Origin of the sequence: Bradyrhizobium sp. BWC-3-1 (genome assembly GCF_032917965.1) — a bacterium.
Taxonomy (GTDB): domain Bacteria; phylum Pseudomonadota; class Alphaproteobacteria; order Rhizobiales; family Xanthobacteraceae; genus Bradyrhizobium; species Bradyrhizobium canariense_D.
In genome coordinates this window covers 6,288,063-6,307,553 of sequence record NZ_CP136625.1, presented here as the reverse complement: position 1 = coordinate 6,307,553, position 19,491 = coordinate 6,288,063, and the positions used below count along the sequence as shown (strand labels likewise).

Sequence of the window (19,491 nt, the reverse complement as noted above, 5' to 3'; positions counted from 1 at the left end):
TGAGTAGGGCGGTGTTAGTTCGCCCACGGCTGCACGAGGCTCAATGCCCATGCTCCGGCAGCGATACCCCAAACACCTTCACCAGATCATTCACCTGCGCCGGCGACAGGTAGCGCGGGTTCATCCCGCGCAGCAGCAGGTACAGCCTCGCCGTCTCCTCCAACTCCTCGGTCGCGAACACCGCTGCTTCCAGCGTGTCGCCAGCGACGACCGGGCCGTGATTGGCGAGCAGCACGGATGAGTATTTTCCCGCCAGCCCTTTGATCGCATCGGCGACCGCGGGATCGCCGGGGCGATAATAGGGGACGAGCGCGGTGGCGCCGCATTTCATCAGATAATAGGCCGTCATCGGCGGCAGCGCGGCGCGCGGGTCGATCTCCGGGAGCATCGACAGCGCGACCGAATGGGTGGAATGCAGGTGCACGATCGCCCTTGCGCTCCCGCGCGTGGCGTAGAGTGCATTGTGCAGCGGAACTTCCTTGGTCGGCGCATCGCCCGAAACCAGTCGGCCCTGATCGTCCAGCCGCGACAGTTTTGCGGGATCGAGGAAGCCGAGCGAGGCATTGGTCGGCGTCACCAGCCAGCCGCCGCCGTCCAGCCTGGCGCTGATATTGCCGGAGGAGCCGGGCGTCAGCCCACGCTCGAACAGGGACCGTCCGAAGCGGCAAATGTCTTCGCGCAGCAATGTCTCGTTGCTCATGGCCGTCATGTCCGTTTGTCTCACGCTTTGGCAGCGCGGCCAAGCCGTGTTATTCGGTTGCCAAGCTGCCGCAAAAGGCGGCCGTCCGGGAAACGTTGCAAGGATCAGTTGTATGTCCGCCTCCACGTCACAGAATCAGCGCATCGCCGTCATCGGGCTCGGCTCGATGGGGTTCGGCATGGCGAGCTCGCTGAAGCGCGCCGGTCATGTCGTCACCGGCTGCGACGTCTCGGCTGATGCGGTCGCGCGCTTCGTGACGGAGGGCGGCGCCGGCGCCAAGACGCCGGCCGAAGCTGCCAAGGGCGCCGACATCGTCGTCAGCGTCGTCGTCAATGCCGCGCAGACCGAGACGATCCTGTTCGGCAAGGATGGCGTCGCCGAAACCATGGCGAAGGACAGCGTCTTCCTGTCGTCGGCGACTATGGATCCCGACGTGGCTCGGCGTCTCGCCAAGCAGCTGGAGGCGACCGGCCGGCACTATCTGGATGCACCGATCTCCGGCGGGGCGCAGCGCGCAGCGCAGGGCGAGCTGACGATCCTTGCCTCCGGCAGTCCGGCTGCGTTTGAGAAAGCGCGGCCCGCGCTCGATGCCATGGCCGCGAAGCTCTACGAGCTTGGCGATGCCGCAGGCCAGGGCGCCGCCTTCAAGATGATCAACCAGCTGCTCGCCGGCGTGCATATCGCCGCTGCCAGCGAGGCGATCGCGTTCGCGGCCAAGCAGGGTCTCGACATCCGCAAGGTCTATGAGGTGATCACGGCGTCCGCCGGAAACTCCTGGATGTTCGAGAACCGCATGCCGCACGTGCTCGACGGCGATTACACCCCGCGCAGCGCGGTCGAGATCTTCGTCAAGGACCTCGGCATCATCCAGGACATGGCACGCAATGCCAGATTTCCGGTTCCGGTCTCCGCCGCAGCACTTCAGATGTTCTTGATGACGGCAGCCTCCGGCATGGGCCGCGACGATGATGCGTCGGTGGCGCGGATGTATGCGCGGGTCACCGGCGTGAAACTGCCCGGCGACAAGTAAAGGATAAGAGGATTCCGATGCCCCGTTTTGCCGCCAATCTCTCGATGATGTTCACCGAGGTGCCGTTCCTCGACCGCTTCGACGCCGCTGCCGCAGCCGGCTTCACCGCAGTCGAGTTTCTCTTTCCCTATGAGCATTCGGCCGAGGCGGTCGGCGAGCGGCTCAAGCGCAACGGCTTGACTCAGGCGCTGTTCAACCTGCCGCCGGGCGACTGGAATGCCGGCGAGAAGGGCTTTGCGGCACTCCCGTCGCGATTCCCCGAGCTCAAGGCGAGCCTGGAGACCGCGCTGCCCTACGCCAAGGCGACCGGCGTCAAGCGGCTGCATTTGATGGCGGGCATCGCCAACCGCGGCGAGCGGGTTGCTATCGAGGCGTTCTACAAATCGGTGGCGTGGGCCGCCGAGTTCTTTGCGCCGCACGGCATCGACATCGTGCTCGAGCCGATCAATGCACGCAACGTGCCCGGCTATTTCCTCAACGATTTCGGCTTCGCGCGCGACCTGATCCAGGAGCTGCGGCTTCCGAACCTGAAACTCCAGTTCGACATCTATCACTGCCAGATCATCCATGGCGACGTTACGATGCGGCTGCGTGAGATGATGCCGGTCATCGGCCACATCCAGATCGCCAGCATCCCCTCGCGCAACGAGCCTGATGGCGAGGAGCTGAACTATCCGTTCCTGTTCGACGAACTCGACCGGCTCGGTTATGCCGGTTTCGTCGGCTGCGAATATAATCCGCGCGGCAAGACCACCGACGGCCTTGCCTGGTTCAAGCCTTATGCGGGAGTGAAGCCGTGACAGTTGCAGCGAAAATATCCCTTGGCTGCATTGCCGACGACTACACCGGCGCCTCCGACCTCGCCAACACGCTGACGCGCGCCGGCCTGCGCACGGTGCAGACCATCGGCGTGCCCGCGGACGATCTCGCGCTGCCCGAGGTCGACGCCGTCGTGGTGTCCTTGAAGAGCCGTTCGATCGAGGCCAACCTTGCCGTGTCGCGCTCGCGCGCGGCCGAGACATGGCTGCGCGGCCGCGGCGCAAGCCACGTGCTGTTCAAGATCTGCTCCACCTTCGATTCCACCGATGCGGGCAATATAGGCCCGGTGATGGATGCGCTGCGCGCCGATTGCGGCGAGGCGGCCGTGCTGGTGACGCCGGCCTTTCCGGAGACCGGCCGCACCGTCTACCAGGGCAATCTGTTCGTCGGCGCCGTGCCGCTGAACGAGAGCCCGCTGAAGGACCATCCGCTCAACCCGATGCACGATTCCAACTTGGTGCGCGTGCTGGCGCGCCAGAGCAAGACGCAAATCGGCCTCGTCGACCTCGCCACCGTCACGCGCGGCGCGGATGCCGTGCGGGCGCGGCTGGCCGAGCTCGCGGGCAAGGGCATCGGCGCGGCGATCATCGACGCCGTGTTCGACCGCGACCTCGAGACCATCGGCCTCGTCGCTGCCCAGCATCGGCTGTCGGTCGGCGCTTCCGGCATGGGTCTTGGGCTGGCGCGGGCGCTGGTGTCCACAGGCAAGGTCACATCGACCGCGGCGAGCAGCGAGGCGGGGGCAGCGGTCGGCGGACCGGCGGCGTGCCTGGCCGGAAGCTGCTCGCAGGCGACGCTTCAGCAGATCGCCAATGCCGAGCGCGTCATGCCGGTGCTGCATCTCGACCCGGACCGTATTACTACGGGCGAGGACGAGGCGCAGCGCGCGCTGGCCTGGGCAAAGCCGCGGCTGGCGGACGGTCCGGTCCTGATCGCATCGAGCTCGACGCCCGATCAGGTCGCCGCCCTCCAGGCGCGCCACGGCCGCGACGCGGCCGGTCACGCCATCGAGCAGGCGATGGCCGACATCGCCGAGGGTCTGGTGCGGGCCGGCGTGAAGCGCCTGGTCGTCGCCGGCGGGGAGACATCCGGCGCCGTGGTCGACCGGTTGAAGATTCCCGGATTTCTCGTGGGAGCAGAGATCGCCGCGGGCGTTCCGGTGCTGCGCGCGGTCGGTGCTGAAAAAGGCGACATGTTGCTCGCCTTGAAGTCCGGAAATTTCGGCGGCGCGGAGTTTTTCTCCGACGCGCTTGGGCTCATGCGCTGAGCGCAGGGCATTTTTAGCTGCCTGTTCATTTCTTTCAGGCTTCCGTACTCGTATGGAGTCGTCGTTAACATCTGCTCAGGTGCTCTCGTGTTGGATGTCGGTTCTGCTCCCTTAGGTTGATTCGTAAAAGTTCCGGACGCCGCCGCGCCAACGCAAAGAGACCGATTATGCTCGCCACCATTTCCATTCGTGCCAAGATCATCAGTGTCGTGGCGTTCCTGCTGGTCGCGATGGCCGGCATGGGCCTGCTCGCCGTCATGAAGATGCGGTCGATGAATGCCAACACCGTCGACATCACCACGAGCTGGATGCCCAGCGTGCGCGTGCTCGGCGACCTGCGTGCCGGCGTGATCACTTACCGCAACGTCATTCGAGAGCACATGCTGTCGGAAACGCTGGACGAGAAGCTCGCGATGGAAAAGACGCTCGCGACCGTGATCGAGGCCAATGCCAAATTCCGCAAAACTTACGAGGACATGATCACCTCGCCTGAAGAACGGGCACTCTACGGTGAATGGTCGAAGCTCTGGGAGGAGTACAAGAAGGGCACCCAGGAGGTCATGGCGCTGTCGCGCAAGGAGGCCGGCAAGGTCCCGCACGAGGCGCATGAGCTGAACACCAAGACGGTCAACAAGATCGGGCTTCAGGCCGACGAGGTCCTGCGCAAGGACATCGAGCTCAACACCAAAGGTGGCGACCAGGCCGCGCAGGATGCCGCCAACAGCTACTATTATGCCTTCATGCTGGTCGCGATCATTCTCGGCGCCGCCGTCCTTGTCGGCTCCGGCGTTGGCTTCTACCTGGTCCAGGACGTCTCGAACGGCATCAACTCGATTACCGAGCCGATGCAGGCGCTGGGCAAGGGCGACCTTTCCGCCGAAGTCCCTCATCGCGGTGAGAAGACGGAGATCGGCGCCATGGCCGACGTGCTCCAGATCTTCAAGGAAGCGCTGATCGCCAAGAAGGCTGCGGACGAGGCTGCCGCTGCCGATGCAGAAGCCAAGATCGAGCGCGGCCGCCGCGTCGACAACATCACTCGCGAATTCGAGACGATGATTGGCGAGATCGTCCAGACCGTGTCGTCGGCCTCGACCCAGTTGGAGGCCTCGGCCTCGACGCTGACCTCGACCGCCGACCGCTCGCAGCGGCTGGCGACCACCGTTGCCGGAGCGTCGGAGGAAGCCTCGACCAACGTGCAGTCGGTGGCCTCGGCGACCGAGGAGATGGCCTCGTCCGTCGGCGAGATCAGCCGTCAGGTGCAGGAATCTGCGCGGATGGCGGGCGATGCCGTCGGCCAGGCCCGCGCCACCACCGAACGCGTCAGCGAGCTCTCGAAGGCAGCCTCACGCATCGGCGACGTCGTCGAGCTCATCAACACCATCGCCGGCCAGACCAACCTTCTGGCGCTGAACGCGACCATCGAAGCCGCACGTGCCGGCGAAGCCGGCCGCGGCTTTGCGGTCGTCGCCTCCGAGGTGAAGGCGCTCGCCGAGCAGACCGCGAAGGCGACCGGTGAGATCGGCCAGCAGATCTCCGGCATCCAGGCGGCGACCAACGACTCGGTCGGCGCCATCAAGGAGATCTCCTCGACCATCGAGCGTCTGTCGGAGATCTCGTCGGCGATCGCCGCGGCCGTGGAAGAGCAGGGCGCGGCAACCCAGGAGATCGCCCGCAATGTCCAGCAGGCGGCGCAGGGCACCCAGCAGGTCTCCTCCAACATCACCGACGTGCAGCGCGGCGCAACCGAGACCGGCACGGCCTCCTCGCAGGTGCTGTCGGCGGCACAGATGCTCTCCAACGACTCCGGCCGGCTCAAGACCGAGGTCAGCAAGTTCCTGACCAACGTTCGCGCGGCTTAGGCCGGGCAGGCACGGAGTTGCTGAAAGCGGCGTCCTCGGGCGCCGCTTTTTTTTATGGATGGACCGCGGCATCTGTCATCTTTCGGGGCGCGAGGTGCATATCTGGAATGCTATTTCGCAGTGCGATAGCAGGGAATTGACCGCTCGTGACGCAGTGCCGTTGGCCATTTGGGCGGTCTTCAGGTAAATCAACCGAGAAACCCGCGGGGGCGGTGTTTCCTGTCCCTGATCTGGAATTGCCCAACGAATGATTGCTCTGGTCCGTATTGCCCTGAGCCGGCCCTACACATTTGTCGTGCTCGCGCTCCTGCTCCTGATCATCGGACCGCTGGCGGCGCTGCGGACGCCGACCGACATCTTCCCGGACATCCGCATCCCTGTGATCGGCGTGGTCTGGCAATACACCGGCCTGCCGCCCGATCAGATGTCGGGCCGCATCACCACGCCGTTCCAGCGCGCGCTGACGACAACGGTCAACGACATCGAGCACATCACCGCCAATTCCTATAATGGCTTTGGCATCATCAAGATCTTCTTCCAGCCGAACGTCGACATCCGCACCGCCAACGCGCAGGTCACCGCGATCTCGCAGACGCTGATCAAGCAGATGCCGCCGGGCGCGACGCCGCCTCTGATCCTGAACTACTCCGCCTCCACCGTGCCGATCGTCCAGGTGGCGCTGTCGGGTGACGGGCTGACCGAGCAGAACCTCGCCGATATCGGCATCAACCAGCTCCGTACGCCGCTGGTCACCGTGCCTGGCGCCGCGATCCCGTACCCATTCGGCGGCAAGCAGCGCCAGGTCCAGATCGATCTCGACCCGACCGCGCTCCAGGCCCGCGGCCTGTCCGGCCAGGACGTCGCCAACGCGCTCGCGGCCCAGAACCTGATCACGCCGGTCGGCACCCAGAAGATCGGGCAGTTCGAATACATCATCCAGCTCAACAACTCGCCGCTGAAGATCGAGGAGCTCGGCAATCTGCCGATCAAGACCGTCAACGGCGCGATGGTCTATGTGCGCGACGTCGCGACCGTCAGGGACGGCAACCCGCCGCAGACCAACATCGTCCATGTCGACGGCAACCGCTCGGTGCTGATGATGGTGCTGAAGGCGGGCGCGACCTCGACGCTCGACATCATCGCGGGCATCAAGCAGAAGGTGATCGACGTCAAGGACCAGCTGCCGGACGCGCTCAAGATCGGCTTCATCGGCGATCAGTCGGTGTTCGTCCGCGGCGCCATCGAAGGCGTCGCGTTCGAGGGCGTGATCGCGGCGCTGCTCACCAGCGTCATGATCCTGCTGTTCCTCGGCAGCTGGCGCTCGACTGTGATCATTGCGGTCTCGATCCCGCTCTCGGTGCTCGGCGCCATCATCATGCTGTCGGCGATCGGGGAGACGCTGAACATCATGACGCTCGGCGGCCTGGCGCTCGCGGTCGGCATCCTCGTCGACGATGCCACGGTCACCATCGAGAACATCAACTACCATCTGGAGCAGGGCAAGCCGGTCGAGCAGTCGATCCTCGACGGCGCCAACCAGATCGTGACGCCGGCCTTCGTCTCGCTGCTCTGCATCTGCATCGTGTTCGTGCCGATGTTCTTCCTCACCGGCGTGGCGCGCTTCCTGTTCGTGCCGATGGCGGAAGCGGTGATGTTCGCGATGATCTGGTCGTTCCTGCTGTCGCGCACGCTGGTGCCGACCATGGCGAACTATTTATTGCAGGCGCATGTCCATCACGAGAACGGTCCGCCGAAGTCGCGCAATCCACTGGTCTGGTTCCAGCGCGGTTTCGAGGCTCGCTTCGAGCGCATTCGCGGCGGCTACCACAATTTCCTCGGGCTCGCGCTCGCGCACCGTCCGGTGTTCGTGATCGGCTTCCTCTGCGTGGTCGGCGCGTCCTTCGCGCTGGTCCCGTTCCTCGGACGCAACTTCTTCCCCGCGGTCGATGCCGGCAACATCCTGATGCACGTCCGCACCCAGGTCGGCACCCGCGTCGAGGAGACAGCGAACCAGCTCGCCGACGTGCAGAAGGCGATCCGCAAGCTGATCCCGGGTGAGATCGAAACGCTGACCGACAACATCGGCATGCCGATCTCCGGCATCAACATGACCTACAACAACACCGGCGTGATCGGCCCGCAGGATGGCGACATCCAGATCAAGCTGAAGGAAGGCCACAAGCCGACCGAAGAGCATGTGCGCGTGCTGCGTGAGCAATTGCCGCGGCTGTTCCCCGGCGTCAGCTTTGCCTTCCTGCCGGCCGACATCGTCAGCCAGATCCTGAACTTCGGCGCGCCGGCGCCGATCGACCTGCAGATCCGCGGCGCCAATATCAGCGCCAACTTCGTTTATGCCAACAATCTGCTGGCCAAGGTTCGCAGGATTCCCGGCGTCGCCGATGCGCGCATCCAGCAGTCACCGAACAATCCGACCTTCAATATCGATGTCGACCGCACCCGCGCGCAGTATGTCGGGCTGACCGAGCGTGACGTCACCAACAGTCTCGTGGTCAACCTTGCCGGCTCCTCGCAGGTGGCGCCGACCTACTACCTTAATCCGGACAACGGCGTATCCTATTCGATCGTGATGCAGACGCCGCAATACCAGATGGATTCGCTCAGCGCGCTTCAGACGTTGCCGATCACGGCGGCCGGCAATTCGCAGTCGCCGATCCTCGGCGGCATCGCCGATATCAAGCGATCGACTTCGAGCGCGGTGGTCTCGCAATACGACATCCAGTCGATGGTGCAGATCTTCGCCACGACCTCGGGCCGCGATCTCGGTGCGGTCGCGACCGACATCCGCCAGGTGATCGCCGACACCGCCAAGGAGGTGCCGAAAGGCTCTTCCGTGGTGCTGCTCGGCCAGGTGCAGACCATGAACAGCGCCTTCACCGGCTTGTTGTTCGGCCTGCTCGGCGCGGTCGTCCTGATCTATTTCCTGATCGTCGTGAACTTCCAGTCCTGGTCCGATCCCTTCGTGATCATCACGGCGTTGCCCGCAGCACTCGCCGGCATCGTCTGGATGCTGTTCGCCACCGAGACGACGCTGTCGGTGCCGGCGCTGACCGGCGCGATCATGTGCATGGGCGTTGCCACCGCCAACAGCGTGCTCGTGATCTCGTTCGCCCGCGAGCGCTACGAAGAGCTCGGCGATCCCATCGCCGCGGCGCTCGAAGCCGGCTTCGTCCGGTTCCGCCCGGTGCTGATGACCGCGCTCGCCATGATCATCGGCATGGCGCCCATGGCGCTGGGGCTCGGCGAGGGCGGCGAGCAGAATGCGCCGCTCGGCCGTGCCGTGATCGGCGGCCTGATCTTTGCAACCTTCGCCACGCTGATGTTCGTTCCCGTGGTGTTCAGTATGGTACACAAGAAGCAAGGCGCCAAAGGCGCCGCCTCCCTGGAGCCCCCGCATGTCGCCCCATGAACCCCGCTCCCCGGTGTCGCACCGGAAACTGGGCATTTTCGGCGTGGTGGCGCTAATCGCGGCCGGCTTGGTCGTGGGCACCGGCATCCGCGCCCGCGAGGAGCAGGGCTCCAAATTGAAGGCATGGACCGATGATCAGGCTGTTCCCAGCGTCGCGGTGACGCTGCCTAATGCCAAGGCTCTCAATGCGACCATCGACTTGCCGGGCCGTCTCGAAGCCTATTATCGCGCGCCGATCTTTGCCCGTGTTCCCGGCTATCTCAAAAGCTGGAGCGCTGACATCGGTGCGCGGGTGAAGGCCGGTCAGGTGATCGCCGAGATCGAGGCGCCCGACCTCGACCAGCAACTGCTTCAGGCCCGCGCCGACCTCGCCAGCCAGCAGTCCAGCGCCAGGCTGTCGGAAGCCACCCTCAACCGCCGCAAGACGCTGGTCGCCTCCAACTTCGTCTCCGCGCAGGAGATCGACGAGCGTACCGCCGATCTCTCCAACAAGAACGCGGCGGTTCGCTCGGGCCAGGCCAACGTCGAGCGCCTCGAAGCGCTGGCCGGTTACAAGAAGATCACCGCTCCGTTTGACGGTGTGGTCACGGCGCGCGACACCGACGTCGGTGCGCTGATCAATTCAGGCGGCGGCTCGGGCCCGGCAATGTTCGTGGTCTCCGACATCACCAAGCTGCGCGTCTACATCAACGTGCCCCAGAACTACGTGCCCGCGATCAAGATCGGCGCCAAGGCCGCCATCGTGCTGCCGGAGTATCCGAACCGGACCTTCCAGGCGACGGTGGAGGCCTCCTCGCAGGCGGTTGACGTCGCCTCCGGCACGACGCGCATGCAGCTCGGTCTCGACAATTCCTCAGGCGAGCTGATGCCCGGCGGCTATGCTAGCGTGAAGCTCAGCCTGCAGCGCGACGCCGCGCCGCTCAGCATTCCCGCCAGTGCGCTGATCTTCAACGGCAGCGGCCTGCGCGTCGCAACCGTCGGTCCGGACGACAAGGTCCTGTTCAAGCCCGTGACCATCGCCCGCGATCTTGGCAAGGAGATCGAGCTCGCCTCGGGAATTGCAGCGGATGACCGCGTCATCACGGCACCACCGGACGGCCTCTCCGACGGCGACCAGGTCCGCGTGACCGGCGCCGGCGCCAAGGGCAAGCCCGCGACGGCGTCGGAGAAGCAGGCGCCGAAGGGGTAGCCTCGATTTCGTAGGTGGGCAAAGCGAAGCGTGCCCACCATCTCTCTGCGATCCTAAAAAAGATTGGTGGGCACGGCGCAAGAGCGCCTTTGCCCACCCTACGAGAGCTACGCCACCCTCCATTCCGGCACGCCATCTACCGTCATCGTGATCTCGCCGAGCGAACCCACCGGCGTGCGATCCATGTCGAGCAGATGCGCCAGCGTTGCCGCATCGCTCGCGGGAATCCGCGCCAGCGTGCGCCTATCGTTTTCCGTCCGCAGCATCACCACGCCATGCTCGACCTCGCCGCCGCGGCCGTAGAGCACCGTAAAGCTCTCCACCTTGCCCTTGCCTGAGACATCCGTGACGAACTCCGGCACCGCGCGCTTGTTGCTGTCCGCCGCCGCCTGCACGCTCGTCTCCTGTGCCAATGCTTCGCGCGGCGGCACCTTCGACACCACCAGCGCATGATGCTTGGTGACGAAACCGCCCTGGCCGTAGAGCAGGCCGAGCTTTGCGCCGTCGCGCACGCGCCGGACCATCGCGCAGGCCGCGTGCGTCATGTAGGTGTTGAGCGGCGCGCCGAAGAAGGTGAGGCCGCCAGTCACGGTCGGCTGCACGTCCGCACCTAGACCCAGCGTCCGCCGCGCCATCTTGGGCACGCACGGAAAGCAGCTATAGAGCTCGATCGCGTCGAACTTCCTGCCGTCGCCGCCGGCGAGATCCATCACGGCCTTCAAAACGGCGTTCTGCGGATGGCTCTCGTAAAACTGGTCGCGCAAGAGATAGTCGCGCGGCTCCTCGGCCGAGGCGCCGCCGAGCGGATAGACCAGTCTGTCATCGGCGATGCCGGCCGCACGCGCTTTGGCGAGGCTGGTCAGCAGCAGCGCGCCGCCCATGTTGACGCTCGGGTTGGCAACCATGAGCTTGTTGTAAGGCCACGCGATGAGACGGTTGTCCGCGGTGGGCGTCGTGATTTCGTCAGGCGTATAGCGCCGCTTCAGCCAGGCGTTGGGATTCTGCGCGGCGGCCTCGGAATAGCGTGACCATAGTGTACCCGACTCTGCCATCGCCTCGCGCGGCGTCTGTCCCCAATGGGCGGACGATGCCGCTTCGTAGAACGGATAGACGGTGACGGGGCGGAACACGCCGAGCTTCACGGCCAGCGGCTTCTGGAACGCCGCGCCGCGCTTCGGCTCCTCGACGTCATGGGCGAACGGGGTCCATGGCAGCTTTGCCCCGGCGCGCTCCGCCTTGGTCGCCGTCGACTGTGCCTCCGCGCCGCAAACCGCGGCGACGCTGCATTCGCCGCGCGCAATGCGCTTTGCTGCCTCGTGGATGTAGCGGATCGGGCTCTCGCCGCCGACCGGGCCGTAATAGCAATGCGAAGGCGTGATGCCGAGCCGTTGCGCCAGCAGCTGCTCCGGATCGCGATAGCGCCAGCTCAGGAAGTTGACGATATCGAGCGATTGCACCTCGTCGAGCAGCTTTGCGCCGGCATCTGCTTCCGCGCGCCGCAGCGCCTGTTCGAGCAGGTCGAGCGGCTCGAGGCCATCGGTGACCTCCTTGGGACGGTCGACGATCTCGCCGACGCCGACGATGACGGGGATGCGGTCTTCGGGGGTATGCTTCTTATCTGTCATGCTTCAATTCACGATGTCAGTTTTTTGTCATTGCGCGCGTAGCGAAGCAATCAGGGTCTTTCCGCGATGGTAGTCTGGATTGCTTCGCTGCGCTCGCAATGACGGTGTGTGGCAATCACTCCGCCACCAGCGCATTCATGTGCTCGACGGTTTCGGCAAACTCTTCCTTGAACTCCTGCACCACCGCACCGGCCGACTTCACGCTGTCGATCAGCCCGACGCCCTGGCCGACGAAGTAACTCACGAGATCGCGCGCCTTGGCGTTGCCGCCCGCCGCGGCGCGGTCGATCGAGTTGAAGGCGTCGCGGCTGACGATACTTTGCAGCGGCATCGGCAATGCGCCGGGGCTCTCGGCTGCGCGGTCCCAGGCGTCGGTCCAGACCGAACGAAGTTGCCGTGCCGGCTTTCCAGTGCGGCCCTTAGAGCGCACCGCATCGCGCGACGATGCCGCGATCATCTTCTCGCGAAAGATCTCCGTGGTCTCGGACTCGACGGTCGCAAGCCACACCGAGCCGGTCCAGGCGCCCGCGGCACCCATCGCCATGCAGGCCGCCATCTGTCGTCCCGTCATGATGCCGCCGGCCGCCAGCACCGGCACGTCGCGGATATTCTTGATCGCCTTGATCACCTCGGGCACCAGCACCATGGTCGAGACCTCGCCGCAATGGCCGCCAGCTTCGGTGCCCTGGACCACGAGGATATCGACGCCGGCCGCGACCTGGCGCAGCGCGTGCTCCTTGGCGCCGACCAGGGCCGCGACCGGCACGCCGTGCTTCCTGCCCATCTCGATCATGGCCTTCGGCGGCACGCCGAGCGCATTGGCGATCAGGCGGATCGGGTGGTTGAACGAGACCTCCAGCAGCTCCAGCGCGGTCCTGCCATCGAACGGCTGCGGCTGGTTGTCGGCGACCTCGGTGGTCGTGAGTTCGATGTCGTATTTCTTCAGGAGATTGCGCGTGTAGTTGCGGTGCTCCTGTGGCACGCGCGCCTCAAGGCTCTTCCAGGTGACGTCCTTCTCGCCCGCAGTCGAGATGTTTTCGGGGATCAGCACGTCGACGCCGTAAGGCTTGCCGTCAACGTGCTTGTCGATCCATCTCAGCTCGCGTTCGAGCGTATCCGGCGTGTGCACGGTCGCACCTAACACGCCAAACCCACCGGCGCGGCTGACAGCCGCGACGACATCGCGGCAATGGCTGAAGGCGAGCAGCGGGAAATCGATGCCCAGCATGTCGCAGATCGGCGATTTCATCGTTCTCTCCCGGCGGCCTCGCGTTGCTGTTGTCGCAATCTTGAGCGAAGGCTCATCGACGCTAGACCATCGTCTTGCGCTATGCCAATCCGGATTTGGCGGCGCATCTTGCGTGCACACGCCGTGTTGCGCGAAGCCGTACGCCCGGCTCGACAGATGCGGCTTCTCGTGATGGCCGTCCTCGGCAACGTCGGACGCATGACGCGGTCGCGAGGCCCGCGCCGGACGCAGGGCCGGCAGGGCTTGCCATCCGCCGTCCGCGGGCTAATTAATGCAGACGCATCTTTTTGCCGGAGCCCTCGCATGACCGACACCCCCGCCTACGTGCCGCCCAAGGTCTGGACCTGGAACAAGGAGAACGGCGGACAGTTCGCCAGCATCAACCGCCCGATCGCCGGTCCCACCCATGACAAGGAGCTGCCGGTCGGCAAGCATCCCTTCCAGCTCTATTCGCTGGCGACGCCGAACGGCGTCAAGGTCACCGTGATGCTGGAGGAGCTTCTGGCGCTCGGCCACAAGGGCGCGGAATACGACGCTTGGCTGATCAGAATCGGTAACGGCGACCAGTTCGGCAGCGGCTTTGTCGACATCAATCCGAATTCCAAGATCCCGGCGCTGATGGACCGCTCCGGCCCGGAGCCGATCCGGGTGTTCGAGTCCGGCTCTATCCTGTTCTACCTCGCCGAAAAGTTCGGCGCCTTCCTGCCGAAGGACATCAAGAGCCGCACTGAAGCGATGTCGTGGCTGTTCTGGCAGATGGGCAGCGCGCCCTATCTCGGCGGCGGCTTCGGCCATTTCTACGCTTACGCGCCGACCAAGATCGAATATGCCATCGACCGTTTCGCGATGGAAACCAAGCGCCAGCTCGACGTGCTCGACCGCCGGCTCGCCGACAACGAATATCTCGCCGGCAGCGAATACACCATCGCCGACATGGCGGTGTGGCCCTGGTACGGCGCGCTCGCCAAGGGGCTGGTCTACGGCGCCGGCGAATTCCTGTCCGTGCAGGACTACAAGCACGTGCAGCGCTGGACCGACCAGATCGCCAAGCGCCCGGCCGTCAAGCGCGGCCGCATGGTCAACCGTGTCTCCGGAGATCCCGCCAGCCAGCTTCACGAGCGGCATGACGCTAGCGATTTCGAGACCAAGACGCAGGACAAGATCGGCGAGGTGGCCGCGTCGTAGCCCCTTCGCCTCTCCCCGCGTGCGGGGAGAGGGGAAGAGAGGCAGTTGATCACGCCATGCTCAGCTCGTGGCGTCCCACCACCATCCAGTGCACCTCGTCCGGACCATCCGCGAAGCGGAGATGGCGCACGTCCTGATACATCTCCGCGAGCGGGGTCCAGTGCGAGATGCCGGTGGCGCCGTGCATCTGGATCGACTGGTCGATGATCTTGCAGGCGCGTTCCGGCACCATGGCCTTGACCATGGAGACCCAGACGCGAGCCTCCTTGTTGCCGAGCACGTCCATGGCCTTGGCGGCCTTCAGCACCATCAGCCGCATCGCCTCGATCTCGCAGCGCGCCTGCGCGATGATCTGCATGTTGCCGCCGAGATGGGCGATCTTCTTGCCGAAGGCTTCGCGGGTGAGGCCACGCTGCACCATCAAATCGAGCGCCTTCTCGGCCTTGCCGATAGTGCGCATGCAGTGATGGATGCGGCCCGGGCCTAGCCGAAGCTGCGAGATCTCGAAGCCGCGGCCTTCGCCGAGCAGAATGTTCTCCTTGGGCACGCGCACGTTGTTGAAGCGCATGTGCATGTGGCCGCGCGGCGCGTGGTCCTGGCCGAACACGTACATGGGACCGAGCACCTCGACGCCGGGCGTGTCGCGCGGCACCAGAATCTGCGACTGCTGCTTGCTCGGCGCCGCATCCGGGTTGGTCTTCACCATCACGATGAGGATCTTGCAGCGGGGATCGCCGACGCCGGAGATGTAATACTTCTCGCCGTTGATGACCCATTCGTCGCCGACGAGCTTTGCGCTCGTCGAGATGTTCTTGGCATCGGAGGAGGCGACGTTCGGCTCGGTCATGACATAGGCGGAGCGGATCTCGCCGTTCATCAGCGGCTTCAGCCACTTCTCCTTCTGCTCCTTGGTGCCGACGCGCTCCAGCACCTCCATGTTGCCGGTATCAGGCGCCGAGCAGTTCATGCTCTCCGATGCCAGTGGGCTCTTGCCGAGCTCGGATGCGATATAGGCGTAGTCGAGATTCTTCAGGCCCTGGCCGGTCTCGTCGTCGGGCAGGAAGAAGTTCCAGAGGCCTTCCTGCTTGGCCTTGTTCTTGGCCTTCTCCAGCACCTCGAGCTGCTTCGGCGTGAAGCTCCAGCGATCCTCTTTGCCTTCGCCGGCCTTGGCGAATTCGGTCGACATCGGCTCGACGGTGTCGCGGATGAACTTCCTGACGTGATCGTAGAGCGGCCGGACCTGGTCCGACATCCTGAGGTCGTTGAGCTCGTCGCCGGGATTGAGGGTGTAGTTGGTGGTGCGGGGAATATAGGTGTGTTTTGTCATTGTTCCTCCCGGGGTCGCTGAGATCGCGTTGCGCCGGAGAATAGTCGCAGCGTCGCCAAAGTGCGAGCGCGCTTTTTTTCAACGCGAGCCATGCCATGCGATGGAATATCGCGGACGTTTGAAATGTTGTTTGAATGGGCGGCATTCTCGCTGTCATCGCCCGACTTGATCGGGCGATCCAGTACTCCGAGGCGTATGTGATCTATCGAGAAGCTGCGGCGTACTGGATGCCCCGGCCAAGCCGGGGCATGACAGCGGTGGTTGCGGCCGGCCTAGCTTGCCATCCGGTGCATCGCGCAGATCTTGTTGCCGTCGAGGTCACGCAAATAGGCAATATAGAGGTTGACGCCCGGGCCTTGACGGATACCAGGAGGATCTTCGCAAGGAACGCCGCCGGCGGCGATGCCGGCCGTATGCCATGCATTGACCTGTTCCGGCGAGTTGGCGGCAAAGCCGATGGTGCCGCCATTCGCAGGCGTCGCCGCTTCGCCGTTGATCGGCTTTGTGACCGAGAACACGCCGGTCTTGGTAATGTAGAAGATGCGATGGCCGTCGACCCGCGCCGGCCGCACCTCGAGCGTGGACAGCAAATTGTCGTAGAAGGCCTTGGCCTTGTCGAGGTCGTTGGTGCCGATCATGACGTGTGAAAACATGTGCCCGTTCCCCTCATTATGAAAATCAAAACGCCGTATAACCGCCGTCGATCACGAACGTATCCGCCGTGTGGTACGACGAGGCCTTGCTCATCAGATACACCGCGATGCCGCCGAAGTCGCTGGCCTCGCCGAAGCGCCGCACCGGAATTCGCGGCATCACGTTGGCGACGAATTTCTCGTTGGCCATCAGGCCCGAGGTCATGTCGCTCTTGATCCAGCCCGGCAGGATCGCGTTCGCGGTGACGCCGTGACGCGCCAGCTCGACGCCGAGCGCACGCACCAGCGCGTTGATCGCGGCCTTGGTCGCGGCATAGTGCTCGTTGCGCGCGGTGCCGAAGATCGAGGCGAGGCTCGAAGTCGCCACCAGCCGGCCGAAGCGATCGCCGGCCTCGGCGCGCGCGGTCATGTGTTTTGCGGCAGCCTGGAACGCGTGGAACACGCCGTCGAGATTGGTCGCAAACATCGTGCGCCATTCTTCCTCGGTGCGTTCGATAAAGGAGCGCCGGCCGCCGCCGCCGATGCCGGCATTGGCGAAGCAGCCGTCGACCCGGCCGAATGTGTCGAGCGTGGCCTTCATCGCGGCATTGACCGAGGCCGGGTCGGTGACGTCGCAGACCCGCGTGTCGACCTTGCCTGATAGCCCGGCCAGGCTCGCGGCAGCGGCCTTGTTCTTGTCAGCATTCCGGCCCCAGATCGAGACGTTGCAGCCCTGGCCGGCGAGCGCCTGCGCGATGCCCAGCCCGATGCCGCCATTGCCGCCGGTGATCACGGCGACGCGTCCCGAAAGGTCGAAAAGGTTCATGGCGCGTTTCCTGTTTTTGCTTCGTGCGCATCAGCCGCTGCGCGCAAGATTGCTTGCTAGGCTCCGATCACCATGGACAAGACCGCGCCAAAAATCAAATATGCGCCCCGGCAAATCAATTCCGGTCTGCGAAACTGGCACAGGCCGCAACTCACGAGGAAACCATGCAGTTCAAACACGTCACGCTCGATCTCGATGGTTCGGTCGCGATCCTCAAGCTCGACCATCAGGAGGTGATGAACGCGGTCTCCGTGGACATGCTGGGCGGTCTCTCAGAAGCGCTCGACACGATCGAGGAGAAGAAGGACGAGGTGCGCTGCGTGGTGCTGACGGGCGCAGGGCGGGCGTTCTGCACCGGGGCGAATCTCCAGGGCCGCAACAACCAGTCGAAGAAGACCAAGGCCGGCCTGACGCTCGAGACCGGCTTCCATCCCTTCCTGCGCCGCATTCGCAATCTGCATTGCCCGATCGTGACCGCGGTCAACGGCCCGGCGGCCGGCGCCGGCATGAGCTTCGCGCTGCTCGGCGACATGATCCTGTGCGCGCGCTCGTCCTATTTCCTGCAAGCGTTCCGCCGCATCGGTCTGGTGCCGGATTGCGGCTCGACCTGGCTCTTGCCGCGGCTGATCGGCAAGGCACGCTCGATCGAATTGTCGTTGATGGGCGAGCGGCTCCCGGCCGAGAAGGCGCTGGAATGGGGCCTCGTCAACCGCGTCTATGATGACGGCGTGCTGATGGAGGAGGCGATGAAGCTTGCGCGCGACCTCGCCAGCGGCCCGACGGTCGCGCTGTCGCTGATCCGCAAGCTGTACTGGGACAGCCCCGAGAATTCCTTCGAGGATCAGCTCAATCTCGAATTTCAGTGCCAGCTCCGTGCCGGCGACACGGATGATTTCCGCGAAGGTGTTGGCGCCTTCCTGGAGAAGCGTCCGGCGCAGTTCAAGGGCAAATGATCGAGGCTGAGCTTTCCCGCAGCGTTGCGCGCTGGTGCGAGGGGGCCGCCGGCGTGACCGGCGCGGCCAAGCTGTCCGGCGGCGCCAGCCAGGAGACCTGGCGCTTCGACATCGTGCATCCCGACGGGCCGATCGGTGCGATCCTGCGCCGCTCGCCGAAGGGGTATGGCGCGGCGCCGACGCGCGCGGCAGGTCTCGGCGCGGAAGCGCAGCTGATGCAGCTTGCCTATGAGGCCGGCGTGCCGTCGCCGCGCGTGATGCATGTGCTCCCGCCGGACGACGATCTCGGCACCGGCTTCATCATGCAGCGGGTCGAGGGCGAAACCATCGCGCGCAAGATTCTGCGCGACGACGAGTTTGCGGCGGCGCGGCCGCGTCTCGCACGGCAGATCGGCGGCGTGCTCGCGAAGCTGCACGGGCTACCGCGGGACAAATTGCCCGAGCTGCGCAGCCGGTCCGCGACGGAGGAGATCTCTGAGTTCGAACGCGATTATCGCAGCCTGGACTGGCCCAAACCCGTCTTCGAGCTGGCGCTGCGCTGGCTCCGCGACCACGATCCGGGCCCTTCGGCCGAGACGACGCTGGTGCATGGCGATTTCCGCAACGGCAATCTCATCATTGGCGCCGACGGCGTGCGCGCGGTGCTGGACTGGGAGCTCGCCCATCTCGGCGATCCCATGGAGGATCTCGGCTGGGTTTGCGTCAACTCCTGGCGCTTTGGCGAGATCGACAAGCCGGTCGGCGGCTTTGGCTCGCGTGAGGAGCTGTTCGCCGGCTATGAGGCGGCTGGGCGGAAGGTCGATCCATCGCGTGTCAAATTCTGGGAAGTGATGGGCACGCTGCGCTGGGGCATCATGTGCGGCGGCATGATGCAGCGCTTTCGCGAAAGTCCGGACCATTCGATGGAACGCGCCATGATCGGCCGTCGCGCTTCCGAGACCGAGATCGATCTGTTGCGGCTGCTGGCGCCGCGGGGGAGTTGACCATGCAGGACGAGCCGACCCCGATCGAGCTGACGAAGTCGGTCGCCGATTTCCTCCGCAACGACATCGCGCCGCTGATCTCCGGCCACCAGGCCTTCAAGCTGCGCGTGGCCATCAACATCCTCGATCTCGTGACAAGGCAGTTGACGCGGGAGGAGGGGAGCGACGCCGCGGAGGTGGAGCGGCTGCGTGCTCTGCTCGGCATGGACGGCTCGGTGACCGATCTCAACCGCACGCTGGCCGAGCGCATCGCCAAGGGCGAGGTCGATCTAGCGACGCCCGGCCTTGCCGAGCATCTGTGGCAAACGACCATGGACAAGCTTGCGGTGGACCAGCCGAATTACGCGTCGTACAAACGCGAACTCTCGCGAAGCGGGTAGGCGGTACTACACTCTCTGCTGTCATCGCCCGCGAAGGCGG

General features: G+C 64.9%; 16 protein-coding genes. 10 read left to right on the top strand and 6 right to left on the bottom strand.

The annotated features are described in order from the left end of the window. Positions 1-40: 40 nt before the first annotated feature. A complete protein-coding gene (locus RX329_RS30500) occupies positions 41-709 on the bottom strand; it encodes an aldolase (protein ID WP_026233278.1) in 669 nt (222 codons plus the stop codon). Between the two features lie 103 nt (positions 710-812). On the opposite strand from RX329_RS30500, the gene ltnD reads away from it, so the two are divergent. The 6 genes from ltnD to RX329_RS30470 all read left to right on the top strand — a co-directional run bounded on the left by ltnD (position 813) and on the right by RX329_RS30470 (position 10,291). After that, entirely contained in the window at positions 813-1,730 is a 918-nt protein-coding gene (ltnD, locus tag RX329_RS30495) for an L-threonate dehydrogenase (protein WP_317244752.1), read from the top strand. Positions 1,731-1,747: 17 nt separating this feature from the next. After that, on the top strand, positions 1,748-2,530 hold the full coding sequence (gene otnI, locus RX329_RS30490; RefSeq protein WP_018456984.1) for a 2-oxo-tetronate isomerase: 783 nt from the start codon (positions 1,748-1,750) through the stop codon (positions 2,528-2,530). Further along, positions 2,527-3,816 (top strand): 3-oxo-tetronate kinase, encoded by a 1,290-nt coding sequence (gene otnK / locus RX329_RS30485; RefSeq protein WP_085362314.1) that lies wholly within the window; start codon positions 2,527-2,529, stop codon positions 3,814-3,816. Before otnI ends, otnK begins: the two co-directional genes overlap by 4 nt. A gap of 167 nt (positions 3,817-3,983) precedes the next feature. Continuing rightward, complete coding sequence (locus RX329_RS30480) at positions 3,984-5,675, top strand: methyl-accepting chemotaxis protein (RefSeq protein WP_085362315.1); 1,692 nt, start codon at positions 3,984-3,986, stop codon at positions 5,673-5,675. Between the two features lie 247 nt (positions 5,676-5,922). After that, positions 5,923-9,102 carry an efflux RND transporter permease subunit gene (locus RX329_RS30475; protein ID WP_018456981.1) on the top strand — a complete coding sequence of 1,060 codons (3,180 nt, stop codon included), beginning with the start codon at positions 5,923-5,925 and terminating at the stop codon, positions 9,100-9,102. Next, the gene (locus RX329_RS30470) at positions 9,089-10,291 is read left to right on the top strand and encodes an efflux RND transporter periplasmic adaptor subunit (protein WP_085362316.1); all 1,203 of its coding nucleotides are present in this window, start codon (positions 9,089-9,091) and stop codon (positions 10,289-10,291) included. The genes RX329_RS30475 and RX329_RS30470 overlap by 14 nt, the downstream gene beginning before the upstream one ends. A 107-nt stretch (positions 10,292-10,398) precedes the next feature. On the opposite strand, the gene RX329_RS30465 is transcribed toward RX329_RS30470, so the two are convergent. Together RX329_RS30465 and RX329_RS30460 are read right to left on the bottom strand one after the other, a co-directional pair. Then, a complete protein-coding gene (locus RX329_RS30465) occupies positions 10,399-11,916 on the bottom strand; it encodes an acetyl-CoA acetyltransferase (RefSeq protein WP_085362317.1) in 1,518 nt (505 codons plus the stop codon). A 115-nt stretch (positions 11,917-12,031) separates the two neighbouring features. Continuing rightward, positions 12,032-13,165 (bottom strand): nitronate monooxygenase, encoded by a 1,134-nt coding sequence (locus RX329_RS30460; protein WP_085362318.1) that lies wholly within the window; start codon positions 13,163-13,165, stop codon positions 12,032-12,034. A 303-nt stretch (positions 13,166-13,468) separates the two neighbouring features. Between RX329_RS30460 and yghU the strand changes: the two genes are divergently transcribed. After that, the gene (yghU, locus tag RX329_RS30455) at positions 13,469-14,350 is read left to right on the top strand and encodes a glutathione-dependent disulfide-bond oxidoreductase (RefSeq protein WP_085362319.1); all 882 of its coding nucleotides are present in this window, start codon (positions 13,469-13,471) and stop codon (positions 14,348-14,350) included. A gap of 49 nt (positions 14,351-14,399) precedes the next feature. Here yghU and RX329_RS30450 read toward each other — a convergent pair whose 3' ends face one another. The 3 genes from RX329_RS30450 to RX329_RS30440 all read right to left on the bottom strand — a co-directional run bounded on the left by RX329_RS30450 (position 14,400) and on the right by RX329_RS30440 (position 17,135). Next, entirely contained in the window at positions 14,400-15,677 is a 1,278-nt protein-coding gene (locus RX329_RS30450; protein WP_018456976.1) for an acyl-CoA dehydrogenase family protein, read from the bottom strand. A gap of 272 nt (positions 15,678-15,949) precedes the next feature. Beyond that, positions 15,950-16,330 (bottom strand): VOC family protein, encoded by a 381-nt coding sequence (locus RX329_RS30445; protein WP_007593712.1) that lies wholly within the window; start codon positions 16,328-16,330, stop codon positions 15,950-15,952. Positions 16,331-16,355: 25 nt separating this feature from the next. Then, positions 16,356-17,135, bottom strand: coding sequence for an SDR family NAD(P)-dependent oxidoreductase (locus RX329_RS30440; protein ID WP_085352184.1), 780 nt, complete (start codon positions 17,133-17,135; stop codon positions 16,356-16,358). 164 nt (positions 17,136-17,299) lie between these two features. Between RX329_RS30440 and RX329_RS30435 the strand changes: the two genes are divergently transcribed. The 3 genes from RX329_RS30435 to RX329_RS30425 are packed head-to-tail and all read left to right on the top strand — an operon-like array spanning position 17,300 to position 19,451. Next, a complete protein-coding gene (locus tag RX329_RS30435) occupies positions 17,300-18,088 on the top strand; it encodes an enoyl-CoA hydratase/isomerase (protein WP_085352185.1) in 789 nt (262 codons plus the stop codon). Continuing rightward, positions 18,085-19,071 carry a phosphotransferase family protein gene (locus RX329_RS30430; RefSeq protein WP_085352186.1) on the top strand — a complete coding sequence of 329 codons (987 nt, stop codon included), beginning with the start codon at positions 18,085-18,087 and terminating at the stop codon, positions 19,069-19,071. The genes RX329_RS30435 and RX329_RS30430 overlap by 4 nt, the downstream gene beginning before the upstream one ends. A gap of 2 nt (positions 19,072-19,073) precedes the next feature. Then, complete coding sequence (locus RX329_RS30425; protein WP_085352187.1) at positions 19,074-19,451, top strand: DUF6285 domain-containing protein; 378 nt, start codon at positions 19,074-19,076, stop codon at positions 19,449-19,451. The last annotated feature ends 40 nt before the right edge of the window (positions 19,452-19,491 follow it).